Source organism: Nocardioides sp. BE266, from assembly GCF_031457855.1.
Lineage (GTDB): Bacteria > Actinomycetota > Actinomycetes > Propionibacteriales > Nocardioidaceae > Nocardioides.
Genome location: NZ_JAURTI010000006.1, coordinates 149,552 through 164,259 on the forward strand (window position 1 = coordinate 149,552; position 14,708 = coordinate 164,259).

The 14,708-nt window shown below is 71.5% G+C and carries 18 protein-coding genes; 14 read left to right on the forward strand and 4 right to left on the reverse strand.

Going from position 1 to position 14,708, the window contains the following annotated elements:
* Positions 1–12 precede the first annotated feature (12 nt).
* Genes J2X46_RS18705 through J2X46_RS18720 form a run of 4 tightly spaced genes read left to right on the forward strand, consistent with a single transcriptional unit; the run spans position 13 to position 2,997 of the window.
* Entirely contained in the window at positions 13–891 is an 879-nt protein-coding gene (locus J2X46_RS18705; protein WP_310253237.1) for a hypothetical protein, read from the forward strand.
* On the forward strand, positions 888–1,247 hold the full coding sequence (locus J2X46_RS18710) for a hypothetical protein (RefSeq protein ID WP_310253239.1): 360 nt from the start codon (positions 888–890) through the stop codon (positions 1,245–1,247). Before J2X46_RS18705 ends, J2X46_RS18710 begins: the two co-directional genes overlap by 4 nt.
* Entirely contained in the window at positions 1,247–2,230 is a 984-nt protein-coding gene (locus J2X46_RS18715; protein WP_310253240.1) for a zinc-binding alcohol dehydrogenase family protein, read from the forward strand. The genes J2X46_RS18710 and J2X46_RS18715 overlap by 1 nt, the downstream gene beginning before the upstream one ends.
* A complete protein-coding gene (locus J2X46_RS18720; protein ID WP_310253242.1) occupies positions 2,227–2,997 on the forward strand; it encodes an NAD(P)-binding domain-containing protein in 771 nt (256 codons plus the stop codon). Before J2X46_RS18715 ends, J2X46_RS18720 begins: the two co-directional genes overlap by 4 nt.
* Positions 2,998–3,001: 4 nt before the next feature.
* On the opposite strand, the gene J2X46_RS18725 is transcribed toward J2X46_RS18720, so the two are convergent.
* On the reverse strand, positions 3,002–3,562 hold the full coding sequence (locus tag J2X46_RS18725) for a sugar O-acetyltransferase (protein ID WP_310253244.1): 561 nt from the start codon (positions 3,560–3,562) through the stop codon (positions 3,002–3,004).
* A 156-nt stretch (positions 3,563–3,718) separates the two neighbouring features.
* Here J2X46_RS18725 and J2X46_RS18730 point away from each other — a divergent pair, with 156 nt between their 5' ends.
* Positions 3,719–5,098, forward strand: coding sequence for an L-serine ammonia-lyase (locus J2X46_RS18730; protein WP_310253245.1), 1,380 nt, complete (start codon positions 3,719–3,721; stop codon positions 5,096–5,098).
* Here the strand turns inward: J2X46_RS18730 and J2X46_RS18735 are convergent.
* Positions 5,079–5,456, reverse strand: a complete 378-nt coding sequence (locus J2X46_RS18735) for a hypothetical protein (protein WP_310253246.1) — start codon at positions 5,454–5,456, stop codon at positions 5,079–5,081. The two genes, J2X46_RS18730 and J2X46_RS18735, sit on opposite strands and share 20 nt — an antisense overlap.
* Before the next feature lie 117 nt (positions 5,457–5,573).
* Between J2X46_RS18735 and J2X46_RS18740 the strand changes: the two genes are divergently transcribed.
* Positions 5,574–6,497, forward strand: coding sequence for a LysR family transcriptional regulator (locus tag J2X46_RS18740; RefSeq protein ID WP_310253248.1), 924 nt, complete (start codon positions 5,574–5,576; stop codon positions 6,495–6,497).
* On the opposite strand, the gene J2X46_RS18745 is transcribed toward J2X46_RS18740, so the two are convergent.
* On the reverse strand, positions 6,451–7,713 hold the full coding sequence (locus J2X46_RS18745) for an MFS transporter (RefSeq protein ID WP_310253249.1): 1,263 nt from the start codon (positions 7,711–7,713) through the stop codon (positions 6,451–6,453). The genes J2X46_RS18740 and J2X46_RS18745 overlap by 47 nt on opposite strands.
* 191 nt (positions 7,714–7,904) lie before the next feature.
* On the opposite strand from J2X46_RS18745, the gene J2X46_RS18750 reads away from it, so the two are divergent.
* The 8 genes from J2X46_RS18750 to J2X46_RS18785 all read left to right on the forward strand — a co-directional run bounded on the left by J2X46_RS18750 (position 7,905) and on the right by J2X46_RS18785 (position 13,851).
* Positions 7,905–8,924, forward strand: coding sequence for an NADPH:quinone reductase (locus J2X46_RS18750; RefSeq protein WP_310253250.1), 1,020 nt, complete (start codon positions 7,905–7,907; stop codon positions 8,922–8,924).
* A gap of 42 nt (positions 8,925–8,966) precedes the next feature.
* Positions 8,967–9,659, forward strand: a complete 693-nt coding sequence (locus J2X46_RS18755; protein WP_310253252.1) for an NAD(P)-binding domain-containing protein — start codon at positions 8,967–8,969, stop codon at positions 9,657–9,659.
* Positions 9,660–9,866: 207 nt separating this feature from the next.
* A complete protein-coding gene (locus J2X46_RS18760; RefSeq protein WP_310253254.1) occupies positions 9,867–10,766 on the forward strand; it encodes a ferritin-like domain-containing protein in 900 nt (299 codons plus the stop codon).
* The gene (locus J2X46_RS18765; RefSeq protein WP_310253256.1) at positions 10,763–10,933 is read left to right on the forward strand and encodes a hypothetical protein; all 171 of its coding nucleotides are present in this window, start codon (positions 10,763–10,765) and stop codon (positions 10,931–10,933) included. The genes J2X46_RS18760 and J2X46_RS18765 overlap by 4 nt, the downstream gene beginning before the upstream one ends.
* A 76-nt stretch (positions 10,934–11,009) precedes the next feature.
* Complete coding sequence (locus J2X46_RS18770) at positions 11,010–11,432, forward strand: twin-arginine translocase TatA/TatE family subunit (RefSeq protein ID WP_310253258.1); 423 nt, start codon at positions 11,010–11,012, stop codon at positions 11,430–11,432.
* Positions 11,429–11,713: a twin-arginine translocase TatA/TatE family subunit gene (tatA, locus tag J2X46_RS18775; protein ID WP_310253259.1), complete on the forward strand. Its 285-nt coding sequence runs from the start codon at positions 11,429–11,431 to the stop codon at positions 11,711–11,713. Before J2X46_RS18770 ends, tatA begins: the two co-directional genes overlap by 4 nt.
* Positions 11,714–11,726: 13 nt before the next feature.
* Complete coding sequence (gene tatC / locus J2X46_RS18780; protein WP_310253265.1) at positions 11,727–12,557, forward strand: twin-arginine translocase subunit TatC; 831 nt, start codon at positions 11,727–11,729, stop codon at positions 12,555–12,557.
* A gap of 1 nt (position 12,558) precedes the next feature.
* Positions 12,559–13,851 carry an Nramp family divalent metal transporter gene (locus tag J2X46_RS18785; RefSeq protein WP_310253266.1) on the forward strand — a complete coding sequence of 431 codons (1,293 nt, stop codon included), beginning with the start codon at positions 12,559–12,561 and terminating at the stop codon, positions 13,849–13,851.
* Between the two features lie 4 nt (positions 13,852–13,855).
* On the opposite strand, the gene ppk2 is transcribed toward J2X46_RS18785, so the two are convergent.
* Positions 13,856–14,668, reverse strand: a complete 813-nt coding sequence (gene ppk2 / locus J2X46_RS18790) for a polyphosphate kinase 2 (RefSeq protein ID WP_310253269.1) — start codon at positions 14,666–14,668, stop codon at positions 13,856–13,858.
* Between the last annotated feature and the right edge of the window lie 40 nt (positions 14,669–14,708).

Consider the following 14,708-nt stretch of genomic DNA (forward strand, 5'->3'; position numbering starts at 1 on the left):
GAGCCGCCCCGCATGGCCGAGATCGTCGCCGTCATCGCCTCGACGCACCACCCGTTCTACTACCGCGCCAGCACGGCGGTCGGGGAGGACCGGCCTCCCTTCGCGGACGAGTGGGTCCGCAAGATCGAGGCCTTCCGCGAGACGCTGACCCGCGCCCGCCCGGACGTCCTGGTGATGGTCGGCAGCGACCACTTCCACCAGCTGTGGCTCGACAACATGCCGCAGTTCCTCGTCGGCAAGGCGCCCTTCTACGACGCCAACTGGTACAACGAGGAGCGCGAGTTCGGCCTGCCGCGGATGACGCTGGCGGGCCAGGAGGACCTCTCGGCCCACGTGCTCCGCGGCGGCCTCGACCTCGGCTTCGACCTCGCCTTCAGCAACGAGCTGCGGATCGACCACAGCATCACCTGCCCGATCATCACGCTGTGTCCGGAGGCGGACCTGCCGATCGTGCCGATCTACACCAACATCTTCGCGCCGCCGCTGCCGCAGCCCGGCCGGTTCGTGGCGCTGGGCAAGGCGATCCGCGAGCTCGTGGAGTCGTGGCCCTCCGACCAGCGCGTGGCGATCATCGGCACCGGGCACCTCTCGCTCGAGCTCGGCGGCCCGCGCCAGTTCGGCGAGCACGGCCCCGACCCGGAGTTCGACCGCCGGGCCGTCGAGTGGATCGCGAACGGCGACATCGACGGCTGCTGCCGCGAGGTCACCCTCGACAGCCTCCACCTGCCCGGCAACGCGACGCACGGCTTCATGGACTTCATGCTGATGATGGGCGTCGCGGGCGAGGGCGCGAAGGCCCACCACGTCGACTCGCTCGACCTCTTCCACACGATGGAGGCCTACTTCACCTGGTATCCGAACGGGGCACCCCAGGACGGAGCAGCACTGTGAGCAAGTACCTGCTCGACAAGTTCCTCTTCACCGTCGACCGCGACCCGGCACTCGTCGAGCGCTACCGCGAGGACCCGCGCGGCACGGTCGAGTGGTGGGAGGCCGAGGAAGCCAACCGGATCCTCAACTGCATCTCCGACGAGCGCTCGACCTGGCTCGCCTTCGACGACGAGGAGCGCGAGGCACTGGCGTCGCACGACCACGTGAAGCTCTTCGAGCTGGGCGCCCACCCGTTCCTGACGCTCACCCTGTTCATCGCGATGTTCGAGCGCGACCACGGCCCGCTCGAGTACCAGCTCGCCTACGGCGAGGCGATGAAGCACCTGACGCTGCCCTATCCCGACATCGCCACCTGATGCACGCCGCGGTCCTGCGCACCCACGGTGCTGCGCCGATCTACGCCGAGCACCCGGACCCGGCGCCGGGCGACGGCGTCCTCGTGCGCATGACGGCGACGCCGGTGGTGCCGCTCGACCTGCTCTGCGCCAGCGGTACGTCGTACTTCGGGGCGCGCACGCTGCCCTACGTGCCGGGCGTCCAAGGGGTCGGCGAGGTGGTCTCGGGCGGCGACCTGGACCCCGGGACCCGGGTCTTCGTCTCCACCTCGGCGGGGATGGCCGACGGCGACGGGGCGATGGCCGAGCTGTGCGTGGTGCCGGAGGCGGGCGTGGTCGAGGTTGACCTGAGTGTCGACGACGTCGCCCTCGCCGCGCTCGGTCTCTCGGGAGTTGCTGCCTGGCAGGCGCTCGGCTGGCGGGCCGGGCTGCGACCGGGGGAGAGCGTCGTGGTGCTCGGCGCCGGCGGCGCGGTGGGCCAGGCCGCGATCGGCGCGGCGCGGGCGCAGGGGGCGGGACGGGTCGTCGCGGTGTGCCGGCCCGGCGACTCGGCCGTTCGGGCGGCGGCGCAGGGCCCGGATGCTGTGGTGGAGATCGCCGATCCCGACCCCGCCGTCCTCGCCGAGGCATTGCTCGACGTGCTCCCCGACCGCGCGGACGTCGTCGTCGACCCGGTCTTCGGCTGGGTGGCCGAGTCCGCGGTGCGTGCGATGGCTCCCGGTGGTCGGCTGGTGAACCTCGGCGGCTCGGCCGCCGACGTCGCCACCCTCTCGTCCGCGGTCCTGCGGGGCAGCTCGCTGTCGCTGCTCGGCTACACCAACAACGCACTCACCGTTGAGCAGCGGGCGGAGGCGCTGACCGCGATCGCGGCGTTGGCCGCCGAGGGCCGGATCGGCGTGGCGCACGAGGCTCGGCCGCTCAGTGAGGTCGAGGAGGTGTGGCACGTGCAGCAGGCCGGGGCCGGCACACGCCAGGTCCTGGTGCCCGCGATGATGGCTCCATGACGACGTACGGCGTGTTGGGAGTCGGCTCCATCGCCGAGGCCATCGTGACGGGGCTCTGCTCCGTGGACGCGCCGCCGGAGGTCGTGCTGTCGCCGCGCAACGCCGAGCGGTCGGCCCGGCTCGCGGCGCGGTTCGCCACGGTCCGCGTCGCCGACGACAACCAGGCCGTGGTCGACGCCGCCGACGTGGTGGTCGTGTGCCTCCTGCCCCAGCAGGCGGACGTACTGGCCGGGCTGGCGTTCCGGCCGGAGCACCGCGTGGTGAGCGCGGTCGCCGGGCTGTCGATGGCGCGGCTCGGCGAGCTGGTCGCACCGGCGACGGAGGTGGCGCGCAGCGTGCCCCTTCCCGCGGTCGCGACGCGCTCCAGCACGACGCCGATCCACCCGCCGCGGTCCGTCGCCGAGGACCTCTACTCGCTGCTGGGCGGCACGTTGCCCGTCGAGGACGAGCGGGCCTACGAGTCGCTCTCGGCCGCCTCGGCCACGGTGGCCGCGCACCTCGACTACCTCGGCACGATCGCGGCGTGGGTCGGTGGCCACGGGATCGAGGACGCGCAGGCCAGGAAGTACGTCGCCGACCTCTTCGCCGACCTCGCGCCCGAGCTGCGGACGCCGGGCGTCGACTTCGCCGACCTGGCCGCGGCGCACAGCACCCCGGGCGGGCTCAACGCCCAGCTCGCGGCACACCTTCGCGACGCCGGCCTGCTCGACGCGCTGCGGTCCGGTCTCGACGACCTCCTCGACCGCATCGCTCCCCGCGGGGCCTGACGACCTAGAGCTCGCGCACCACCCGCGCGGGCGATCCGACGGCCACCACGCCGGCCGGGAGGTCGCGGGTGACGACGGACCCGGCGCCGACGACCGTGTCGGCGCCGATCGTCACCCCGGGACACACGATGACGCCGCCGCCGAGCCAGACGTTGTCGCCGATGACGATGGGCTCGGCCGCCTCCCACTTGTCGCGACGAGGTCCCGGCTCGAGCGGGTGCGTCGCGGTCAGGAGCTGGACGTTGGGACCCATCTGGACGTCGTCCCCGATCGTGATGGTGGCGACGTCGAGCAGGGTCACGCCCCAGTTGACGAAGGTCCGTGCGCCGATCGACGTCTGGTAGCCGTAGTCGCACTGCAGCGGCGGCCGGATCTCGCTGTCCTCGCCGAACGCGCCGAGCAGCTCCTCCAGGAGGGCGCGGCGTCCCGCGCCGTCGTTCGGATCCATCATGTTGATCCGGTGGGCCAGGCCCTGCGCGCGTCGCGACTCCTCGCCCAGGACGGGGTCCTCGGCGAGGTAGAGCTCGCCGGCCAGCATGCGTTCGCGCATGGTCTTCTCGGTCATGCCGTCAACGTACCGAGCCGGCGACGTCGGCTTACCCGGGGTTGCGCCCTGAGCAACGCGAAGCGTGTTGCGCAACGTAGCCCTTGTCTCCACAGTGCCCCAAGCCTCATCATCGGAGGTGCTGCCGGCAACGGCGCCGGCGGCGGAGGGAAACCCATGACCATCAGCGTGTTCGACCTGTTCAAGGTCGGGATCGGTCCCTCCAGCTCGCACACGGTCGGGCCGATGAAGGCGGCGTACCTCTTCGCCGACGGGCTGCGGGCCGACGGCCTCCTCGCCGACGTGGCGCACGTGCACGTCGAGCTCTTCGGATCGCTGGGCGCCACCGGCCACGGGCACGGCAGCGTCAAGGCAGTTGTCCTCGGGCTCGCCGGCGAGCAGCCGCACCTCGTCGACCCGGTCGCGGCCGACCCGTTGGTCCAGGAGGTCCGCGAGTCCGGCGTGCTGCCGCTGATGGCGGAGCACCGGATCGCCTTCGACGCCGACGAGGACGTCGTCATGCACCGGCGAAAGCGGCTGGAGTTCCACACCAACGGCATGGTCTTCCAGGCCTTCGACGCGAGCGGTGCCGAGCTGCGGGGGCGCGAGTACTACTCGGTCGGTGGCGGCTTCGTCCTCGGCGAGGACGACCTCGGCAACGCGGTCATCGTGCCCGACGAGACGCCGGTGCCGTACCCGTTCACGACCGCAGACGAGCTGCTCGCCATCACGACCGCGACCGGCCTGCGGATCAGCGACGTGATGCTCGCCAACGAGACCGCCCGGCGCCCCGAGGCCGAGGTGCGCGCCGACCTGCTCGCGATCTGGCAGGTGATGCGGGAGTGCGTCGACCGCGGCAGCCAGGCCACCGGCGTGCTGCCGGGCGGCCTGAAGGTACGCCGTCGCGCCTCCGAGCTGAAGGCGAAGCTCGACGTCGAGTGGGCCTCCGGCGTCCCCGACCCGCTCGGCGCGATGGAGTGGGTCACCCTCTACGCCCTGGCGGTCAACGAGGAGAACGCCGCCGGCGGACGGATCGTGACGGCACCGACCAACGGCGCGGCCGGCATCGTGCCGGCGGTGGGCCTCTACTACCACCACTTCGTGCCCGGCGCCGACGACGACGGCATCGTCCGCTACCTGCTCACCGCGGCCGCGATCGGCCTGCTCTTCAAGGAGAACGCCTCGATCTCGGGGGCCGAGGTCGGGTGCCAGGGCGAGGTCGGCTCGGCCTGCTCGATGGCGGCCGGCGGGCTCGCCGAGATCCTCGGTGGCACGCCTCAGCAGGTGGAGAACGCCGCCGAGATCGGCATCGAGCACAACCTCGGGCTCACCTGTGACCCGGTCGGCGGGCTCGTGCAGATCCCCTGCATCGAGCGCAACGCCGTCGCGTCCATCAAGGCCATCACGGCGGCCCGGATGGCCGTGCGTGGCGACGGCTTGCACCACGTCTCGCTCGACAAGGCGATCAAGACCATGCGCGAGACCGGCCGCGACATGAAGGACAAGTACAAGGAGACCGCCCGGGGCGGCCTCGCCCTCAACGTCGTGGAGTGCTGACGCCCGCGAGCGCCGGCTCGAGGACCAAGGTGTCCGCCACCGGCTCGGTGGGCAGCTCGGCACGCACGTCGACCTCGTCGAGGATCGTGTGGTCCTCGGGGACCTCCGGCCGCGGCAGCGCGCGGCGGCGGCGCAGCTCCATCACGCACGTGTGGGCCGCGACCCCTGCCCAGATGAGGTTGGAGGCGACACTCGGCCACGCCGAGTACGCCGCGGAAGCCGTGGCACCCAGGAGTCCGCCGACGAAGTTGATGCTGACGTAGCGCAGCGAGGCGGCATGGAGATAGCCGCGGCTCAACATCACGTAGGCGCTGATGGTGCCCAGCGTCCCGATCCATCCTGTGACTGCCGCGATCATGGTGCTCGTTCCTCGTTCCTGGAAAACCGCCGGAAGTGGCGCTTGGTTCAATGGTGAACCTTTTCCCGGAGTAAGCACAATTGCACTTCCATGCACTCTGGATTTAGCATCGCTAATGTGGATGTCGACCCGGGCAGGCTGCGCTTCCTTCTGGCTGTCGCGCGCTACGGCGGAGTGCTCGCCGCCGCCGACGAGCTGAACGTCACGGCGTCCGCGGTGTCCCAGCAGGTCGCCAAGCTCGAGCGTGAGACGAGTCACACGCTCCTGCGCCGTACGCCGTCCGGGAGCGTGCTGACGCCGGCCGGGATGGCCCTCGCCGAGGCGGCCGAGGACGTCGAGCGCGCCCTCGCCGTCGCCCGGTCCCGCCTGGAGCAGGACGACGCCGCCGTCAGCGGCATCGTGCGCATCGGGCTCTTCCAGTCCTTCGCCATCTCGGTGTTCGCGCCGTCGCTCCAGTCGTGGCGCGAGCGCTTCCCGGCTCTCGACGTGCGCGCGAGCGAGGCCGACGAGGCCGACCTGATGCGCGCACTGCGCGCCGGCAACCTCGACGCCGTCGTGATCGAGCTGGACGCGGGCGAGAGCCACGCGCCGCCCCGGGGGACCACTGACGTACCGCTCCTCGACGAGCCGTGGAAGCTGCTCGTGCCCGCGGGCGCGCTCCTCGACACGGAGGTGGTCGACCTGGGCCGGCTGTCGCTCCCGTGGCTCGGTCTCGACCACGGCTCCGCGAACGCGAAGGCGGTGCGGCGCGTGCGGCGCGAGCTCGGCGGTGACGCCGACACCCGCCACGCCTACCTGAACACGCAGACGGCGATCGCGCTCGTGGCGGCCGGTGAGGGCGTCACGATCGCACCCGCGCTCGCCCTCGAGTCGCTGCCGGTCGACGGCGTCGACGTGCTCGACGTGCCCGGCCTCGGCATGCGCCGTGTGGTGCTCCGACACCTCGCCCGCAGCCGGTCGACCAGCCAGGTCCTCGACACGACCGTCGGCCTGATCAGGGAAGCGGCTGCAGCGTTCTCGTACGAGCAGTCGGGAGGCTGACCGGCCCGCTGGCCGGCTCGGAGGCCGCGCGCAGGCGTCGCTGCTGCGACGTCATCAGCAGCACCGCCACCACGGTCGCGCCGACGGTGACCCCGAAGGCCGCGGTCGCACCCGAGGCGTCCGCCAGCCGACCGGCGAGGCTCGAGCCGACGGCGTACCCCAGACCCGTCGCGCTGGCCAGCATCGTCATGGCCGCGCCGATCCGCGACGGCGGCACCACGCGCTCGGCGAGCGAGAACACCGCGATCATGTACGGCGCCACGGCGAGGCCGAGCACCAGCACCGTGGCGGTCGTGCTGAGGAGCGTCGTGACCAGCAGCAGGGGCAGCGAGAAGACGAGCAGCGCCCAGGCCGCGACCAGCGCGCGGCGCTCGTGGCTGACCCGCTCGGGGACGTACGCCGTCGCCAGCCCGGCGAGTGCGCTTCCGACACCGAGCGTGGCGTGGACGAAGCCGGCCAGGCCGGGGCTGCCAAGGTCGGTGGCCAGCACGGTGGCGCCCGTCTGCGTCGCGCCGAACAGCGAGCCGATGGTGACCTGGGCGACGACGAGGACCACGAAGGCGGCACCGAACAGCCGGCCGGACGCCTCGACGTGGACGTCGCTGTGCGCGAGCCGGGCCGAGGGGTCGAGGGCGAAGGCGGAGCCGAAGACGGCGAGCAGCACGGCCGCGAGCAGCAGGGCGCCGGAGGGCGAGAACGCGGCGACCGAGAGGCCGACGAGGGCCGGGCCGATCGCGAAGGACGCCTCGTCGGCGGCGCCCTCGTAGGAGAACGCCGCGTCGACGAGGCGGCGCTGCTGGGCGCCGGTCGTGCGGGTCAGTGGCCGCCACCGCACGCGCGCCAGCGGGCCGACCTGCGGGAGGGCGAGGCCGGTGGCCGCGGCGGTGAGCACGACGAGTGCGTCGGCGCCGTCGGCGTGGACGACCGCGACGAGCGCCGCGAGTCCGGCCGCACCGAGCAGCGACTGGATCAGCACGACGTGGCGCTGGCCGACGCGGTCGGCCAGGGTGCCGGCGACCGGTGCGCCGACCGCGTTGGCGACCGCGAGCGCACCGGCGCTGAGGCCGCCGAGACCGTAGCTGCCGCTGGCGGTGGCGACGAGGAGGAGGGTGCCGAGCTGGCTCATCGCGAGCGGGAGCCGGCCGATGAACGCCACGAGGACGTAGGTCGGTCCGGCCAGCTGGAGGAGTCGGCGGTAGGAGGCGATCGGGCTCACGGAGGGTCCTTCAGGGTGCGTCGGAACGACGCGCCGAACCCACCTCCAAGACGCGTGAAACCCTCTGCTGCCGTGATTCTAGGAGCCCGCGCGGCTCCGGGCGCAATCGAGCCGACTGCCGAGGTGGCGGGCATGGATCAGCGGTGGTAGGCGTTGGGGAGAGACACCTGACGTCGACGAAGGGCAACCTGATGCGTGCTGTGGTCTACACCGAGAGCGGCGACTCCTCCGTCCTCGAGCTGGTCGAGCGGGAGGCCGCCGAGCCCGGCCCGGGAGAGGTGCGGGTCCGGATCGTGCGTGCCGGGGTGAACCCCACCGACTGGAAGTTCCGCGCCGGCGGGATGGGCGAGCTCGCCTTCCCCGAGATCGTGCCCGGTCAGGACGGCGCCGGTGTCATCGACGCGATCGGCGCTGACGTCACCGACCTCGCGGTCGGCGACCGGGTCTGGACGATGCTCGCCCAGCACACCCGTCCCGGCGGCACTGCGCAGGAGCAGGTCGTGCTGCCGGTGGCCAACGTGACCGTGCTGCCCGACTCGACGTCGTACGACGTCGGGGCTGCGTTGGGCGTCCCGGCGATCACCGCGCACCGGGCGCTGACGACCTCCGAGGACGGGCCCGATCGACTCGCCCCCGGAGCGCTCGACGGCATGACGGTCCTCGTCGCCGGCGGGGCCGGCGCGGTCGGCAACGCCGCGATCCAGCTCGCCCGGTGGGCGGGCGCGACGGTGATCAGCACCGTCAGCAGCGACGAGAAGGCCGTGCTCGCGAAGGCCGCCGGTGCGCACCACACCGTGAACTACCGCGACGCCGACACGGTCGCGGCCGTGCGCGAGCTCGCGCCGGACGGCGTCGACCTGGTCGTCGAGGTCGCGCCCGCGCAGAACCTGCGCAGCGACGTCCAGCTCATCAAACCGCGCGGGACGATCGCGATCTACGCCAACAACGGCGGCGACGAGCTCACGCTGAGCGTCCGCGAGACCTTCTCCACCAACGCCCGCTTCCAGTGGGTGCTGCTCTACACCGTCGGCCCGAAGGCCCTGCGGGCGGCGGCCGACGACATCACCGCAGCCGTCGCGGACGGCGGGTTCGCGGTCGGCGACGGGCACGGTCTGCCGCTCCACCACTACCCGCTCGAGCAGACCGCCGAGGCGCACGCCGCGGTCGAGAGCGGCGCGGTCGGGAAGGTGCTGATCGACGTCGGGGAGTAGCCGGCGCGGAATGACGGGCGCCGCGCTGCCGTTCTGCCTGCCATGACCACCATCGGACTCATCGGCAGTGGACACATCGGCAGCACCGTGGCCCGGCTCGCCCTCGCGGGCGGGCACGAGGTGGTGCTGAGCAACAGTCGGGGGCCGGAGACCCTCGCTGACCTCGTGGCCGAGCTCGGCGACGGCGCCCGGGCTGCGACCGCGGAGGAGGCGGCCGAGGCCGGCGACCTCGTCGTCGTCACGATCCCGCTGAAGGGCTACCGCGACGTGCCGGTCGAGCCGCTGCGCGGCAAGGTCGTCATCGACACCAACAACTACTACCCCGACCGCGACGGCCACATCGCCGAGCTCGACGACGAGACGACCACGACGTCCGAGCTGCTCCAGGCGCACCTGCCCGACTCGCACGTGGTGAAGACCTTCAACAACATCTTCTTCCCGCACCTCGGCAGCCTCCAGCGCCCGCACGGCGACCCGGAGCGCTCGGCGCTCGCCATCGCGGGGAACGACGCCGGGGCGAAGGCGACGGTCACCGACTTCCTCGACTCGATCGGCTACGACGCCCACGACGCCGGCCCGCTCGCCGAGGGCTGGCGCTACCAGCGCGACACCGCGGCCTACGTGACGCCGTACGCCGAGCCGGGCGCCGCCGACTTCGCGACGGGCACCCGGCAGGCGACCTCCGCCGACCTCGAGCGGTACCTCGGCGAGGCGGTCCGCTACCGCGACATGTGAGGCGGCGCGGCAACAGGTCCGCGCGCTTCCACCCCCCGGGGTGGGAACTTCCGCAGACGACCCATCCGCCTTGTCGGTCAAGCCGAATGGCCTAGGTCACACCAATCGGGCCTCAGCCCCGGTGGGCCGCCGTCACGGCGACCTTGAATCGCACAGCGAACACCCCTGAACGGAGTACGCATGTTCGGCAAGGCAGTAGTCACAGACATGATCAACCGGAGCGCGGAGAACGAGACCGACCGCCGCCTCTTCCTCAAGTCCGCAGGTGTTGCCGGTCTCGGCGTCGTCGGCGCCGGCGCCCTCGGAGGCGCCACGATGTCCCCGGCCGGCGCAGCGCCGAGCGGCGTCAGCGACGGGGCGGTCCTCAACTTCGCCCTCAACCTCGAGTACCTGGAGGCGGAGTTCTACCAGTACGCCGCCTTCGGTCGCGGCCTGAGCGACAAGATGACCTCGGGCAAGGGCAAGAAGGGCGGTGTGAAGGGCGGCCGCCAGGTCTCCTTCGCGACCCCGGCGATCCGCAAGTACGCCGAGGAGATCGCCACCGACGAGCTCGACCACGTCAACTTCCTGCGCAAGGCCCTCGGCGGCGCCAAGGTGGCGCGTCCCGCCATCAACATCCAGGAGAGCTTCACCGCTGCCGCCACCGCGGCCGGCCTGATCCAGCCCGGCCAGACCTTCGACCCGTACGCCAACGAGGACAACTTCCTCCTCGCGGCCTACATCTTCGAGGACGTGGGTGTCACGGCCTACAAGGGCGCAGCGCCGCTCATCAGCAACAAGACCTACCTGGAGGCGGCTGCCGGCATCCTGGCCGTCGAGGCCTACCACGCCGGCATCGTGCGCACCTCGCTCTACTCCAAGGGCCTGCAGGACGCCGCCAAGGCCATCTCCAAGGCTCGAGACAGCCTCGACGGCAAGAGCCACAAGGACCAGGGCATCGGCTCCGCAGCCGGCGCGGCCAACCTGGTCCCGACCGACAAGAACGGCATCGCCTTCAGCCGCTCGCCCGGCCAGGTGCTCAACGTGGTCTACCTCAACCCGAAGTCCGTCACCAAGGGCGGCTTCTTCCCGCGCGGCGTCAACGGCGCCGTCAACAAGAGCGCGTGACGATCGTGCCTGCGATCGAGATCGTCGGGATGCTGCTGCTGGCCGCCATGGTGCTCCGCGCCACGTGGCTGGCGATGCACCCGGCTGCTCACCACGCGGTCCTGCGACCGGCCCGCTGGTCCGACGAGGTCGACCGGGTGCTGCACACCGCGCAGCACCGGGCCTGACACCTCACGCGTACTCCGAGGGTGGTCCGGACGCCACGTGCGTCCGGGCCTCCCCGGGGACCGGAAGGAGACCCACATGTTCGGAATCGGACTGCCCGAGCTCGCCGTGATCGCGTTCTTCGGCGTGGTGCTGCTCGGGCCCGACAAGCTTCCCGGGCTGGCGAAGCAGCTGGCCCACGGCATCAGGACCGCCAAGCGCATGGGCGACTCCGTGCGCGACGACCTGCGGACCTCGCTCGGCGACGACTACGCCGACCTCGAGCTCCGTGACCTGAACCCGCGCGAGATGGTCCGCCGTCAGGTGCAGGAGATCCTCACCGAGCGCGACGAGGACGACCGTACGGACGACGCCGACGCCGACGGCGAATCGGACGACGACTACGACGACGTCGACAACGACGACGGCGCCCCCGAGACAACCCCCTCTTCCCTCACTGCCACCGCGCGCGAGGACGACGGAGTGGTCAGCCCGCTCCGTGACGAAAGGAAGACCGCATGACTTCCACCATCACCCCGATGCTCGTCGGCGGACTGGGCGGCATGGAGCTGCTCATCATCCTGGCCGTCCTGGTCCTGCTCTTCGGAGCGAGCAAGCTGCCCGACCTCGCTCGTGGCAGCGGGCAGGCGCTGCGCATCTTCAAGGCCGAGACCAAGGGCCTGATGGACGGCAACGAGAAGGACGGCAACGAGAAGGACGGCGACGAGAAGGTCGCACCCGCCGCCGTCTCCGAGCCGATCGTCTCCGAGACGCCGCACGAGCACGGCGCCCCGCGCGCCTGACGAGGTGCCTCCGATGTCGATCGCCACTGCCGTCAACGTGCTGCGGATCGCTCCCAGCTCGCCGGGCTCCGCGCCCGGCAGCATGTCCCTGGCCAACCACCTCCGCGAGGTCCGGGCCAGGCTGATCAGGTCCGCCCTCGTGCTGGTGGTGGCGTTCTTCGTCGCGCTCCCCTTCTACGACCAGCTGCTCGCCCTGGTCCTGGGCCCCTACAACCAGGCCCAGGACCTCATCGGGGCCGAGACCGTGAGCACGGCGTACGTCGCCGGCGCCACGGGGCCGCTCATGCTCAACCTGAAGCTGTGCGGCACCGCGGCGGTCGTCGTCGCCAGCCCGTACTGGCTGTGGCAGGCCTGGGCGTTCGTCGTCCCCGGCCTGCTCCCGCGCGAGAAGCGCTGGTCACGGGTGTTCGCGGCCGTCGCCGGCCCGCTCTTCATCGCCGGCGTCGCGCTCGGCTACTACGTCCTGCCCAAGGGCCTCGGTGTGCTGATCGGCTTCACCCCTGCGGGCATGGAGAACCTCGTCGAGTTCGGCGACTACTTCTCCTTCTTCAGCCGGATGCTGCTGGTCTTCGGGCTCGCCGTCGAGATCCCGTTCTTCCTGGTGCTGCTCAACCTGGCCGGTGTCGTCACGGGCGCCCAGCTCGGCAGGCACCGCTCGATCATCCTGATGGCCGCCGTGGTCTTCGCCGCGGTCGCCACCCCCTCCACCGACCCGTTCTCGATGCTGATGCTCGCCATCCCGATGATGGTGCTGTTCGTCCTCGCCGAGGTCATCACCCGGGTCATCGACCGGCGACGCCGCAGCCACGCGCTGGCGCAGGTCGCCCCGTGGAACGAGGACTGACGTGTTCCAGACCAAGCGCTACGCCGCCCCGCCCACTCGTCGTACGACGTCCGCGACCGCTGTGCTCGAAGGCCCCGCAGCCGTCACCGGACCACGTGCCACGGCCGGCAGGCTCTGGCCGCTGCTCGGCCCGGCGTTCGTCACCGCGGTGGCCTACGTCGATCCCGGCAACTTCGCGACCAACATCGCTGCGGGATCGATCTACGGCTACCTGCTGGTGTGGGTCGTCATCGCCAGCAACCTGATGGCGATGCTCATCCAGTACCTCTCCGCGAAGGCCGGGGTCGCCACCGGCATGAGCCTGCCTGCGCTGTGCCGGGCCCACCTCCCGAGGCCGGTCGCGCGGGTCCTCTGGGGCCAGGCCGAGCTGGTCGCGATCGCGACCGACCTCGCCGAGATCGTCGGTGGCGCCCTGGCCCTCAAGCTGCTCTTCGACCTGCCGCTCATGGCAGGCGGGACGATCACCGCGGTCGTGGCCTTCGCCGTGCTGGCCCTCAAGGGCAGGAGCCACCGCCACTTCGAGACGGTGATCGTCGGCCTGCTGGGCGTCATCCTGGTCGGCTTCGTGTACGACGTCGCCGTCAGCGGCGTCGACTCGATGGCCGTGCTCGACGGGACGCTGCCGCGCTTCGACGGCCTCGGGAGCGTGACGCTGGCGGCCGGGATGCTGGGTGCGACGGTCATGCCGCACGCGATCTACCTGCACAGTGCCCTGACCAGCGAGCGCGGTCGACCGCGCACCGAGGAGGAGCGGCGCACGGTCATGCGCGGCCAGCGCATCGATGTCGTCGTCGCGATGAGCATCGCCGGGCTGATGAACCTCTCCCTCCTGCTCGTCGCCGCGTCGGCCCTGTCGGGTCAGGGCATCGACACCATCGAGGGTGCGCACGCCGGCCTGGGCAGCGCCCTCGGCTCCGGCGCTGCACTGCTGTTCGCCCTCGGCCTGCTCGCCTCCGGGTTCGCCTCGAGCAGCGTCGGCACCCTGTCCGGGCAGGTCATCATGGACGGCTTCATCCGGCGCCGGATCCCGGTCACCACGCGGCGCCTGATCACGCTGGTGCCCGCCCTCGTCATCCTGGGAGCCGGCGTCGACCCGACGGCCGCGCTGGTCGGGTCCCAGATCGTGCTGTCCTTCGGCATCCCGTTCGCGCTGGTGCCGCTCGTCTGGTTCACCTCGCGCCGCGACGTGATGGGCTCGCTGGTCAACCGGCGTCACACGACGATCGCCGGGATGCTCGTCGCCGCGGCGATCATCGTGCTGAACCTCGTGCTGCTGGCGCAGATCGCGCGGTGAGGCCTCAGAAGAGCGACGGCACGAACGTCTGCTCCTGCAGCGGCGGGCGGACGTAGGGGATGTCGCGCACCTGCGGCAGCTCGACGCGCGGCGGTGCCACGTCGACGTACTCGAACTGGGACAGCAGGTGGCTGATGCAGTTGAGCCGCGAGGCCAGCTTGTCGTCGGAGGGCACGACCCACCACGGCGCCTGCTTGATGTCGGTGTACTGGAAGGTGGTGTCCTTGGCCATCGAGTAGCGGACGTAGAGCTCGCGCTCGGCGAGGTCCATGTCGGAGAGCTTCCAGCGCTTGAGCGGCTCGGCGTTGCGGGCCTCGAAGCGGCGCTGCTGCTCCTCGGCGCTGACGGAAAACCAGTACTTCAGCACCACGATCCCCGATCGGACCAGCATCCGCTCGAACTCCGGGCAGCTGCGCAGGAACTCCTGGTGCTCGTCCTCGGTGCAGAAGCCCATCACCCACTCGACGTTCGAGCGGTTGTACCAGGACCGGTCGAGCAGGACCATCTCGCCGGCGGCGGGCAGGTGCTCGACGTAGCGCTGGAAGTACCACTGGGTGCGCTCGCGGTCGGTGGGCTTCGGCAGCGCGGCGATCCGCACGGTGCGTGGGCTGGTGCGCTCGGTGATCCGCTTGATCACCCCGCCCTTGCCGGCCGAGCCGCGGCCCTCGAAGACCACCACGACCTTGAGGCCCTGGGACTGGATCCAGTACTGCAGCAGCACCAGCTGCTCCTGGAGGCGCTTCATCTCCGCCTCGTAGACCGAGGACCGCAGGCGGCCCTTGGCGGTGTAGCGCTCGTCCTTCACGGTGTCGCCCATGTCGCCTCCTGCGGGGTCCTGGCCCGAGACTACGGCTAGC

Bases quoted from the DNA above. Each gene is read 5' to 3' on its own strand.
- tatC (WP_310253265.1), top strand. From the start codon at position 11,727: ATGTCGATCGCCACTGCCGTCAACGTGCTGCGGATCGCTCCCAGCTCG.
- J2X46_RS18720 (WP_310253242.1), top strand. From the start codon at position 2,227: ATGACGACGTACGGCGTGTTGGGAGTCGGCTCCATCGCCGAGGCCATC.
- J2X46_RS18760 (WP_310253254.1), top strand. From the start codon at position 9,867: ATGATCAACCGGAGCGCGGAGAACGAGACCGACCGCCGCCTCTTCCTC.
- ppk2 (WP_310253269.1), bottom strand. From the start codon at position 14,668: ATGGGCGACACCGTGAAGGACGAGCGCTACACCGCCAAGGGCCGCCTG.
- J2X46_RS18705 (WP_310253237.1), top strand. From the start codon at position 13: ATGGCCGAGATCGTCGCCGTCATCGCCTCGACGCACCACCCGTTCTAC.
- J2X46_RS18735 (WP_310253246.1), bottom strand. From the start codon at position 5,456: ATGATCGCGGCAGTCACAGGATGGATCGGGACGCTGGGCACCATCAGC.
- J2X46_RS18715 (WP_310253240.1), top strand. From the start codon at position 1,247: ATGCACGCCGCGGTCCTGCGCACCCACGGTGCTGCGCCGATCTACGCC.
- J2X46_RS18770 (WP_310253258.1), top strand. From the start codon at position 11,010: ATGTTCGGAATCGGACTGCCCGAGCTCGCCGTGATCGCGTTCTTCGGC.
- J2X46_RS18725 (WP_310253244.1), bottom strand. From the start codon at position 3,562: ATGACCGAGAAGACCATGCGCGAACGCATGCTGGCCGGCGAGCTCTAC.
- J2X46_RS18730 (WP_310253245.1), top strand. From the start codon at position 3,719: ATGACCATCAGCGTGTTCGACCTGTTCAAGGTCGGGATCGGTCCCTCC.
- J2X46_RS18755 (WP_310253252.1), top strand. From the start codon at position 8,967: ATGACCACCATCGGACTCATCGGCAGTGGACACATCGGCAGCACCGTG.
- J2X46_RS18750 (WP_310253250.1), top strand. From the start codon at position 7,905: ATGCGTGCTGTGGTCTACACCGAGAGCGGCGACTCCTCCGTCCTCGAG.
- tatA (WP_310253259.1), top strand. From the start codon at position 11,429: ATGACTTCCACCATCACCCCGATGCTCGTCGGCGGACTGGGCGGCATG.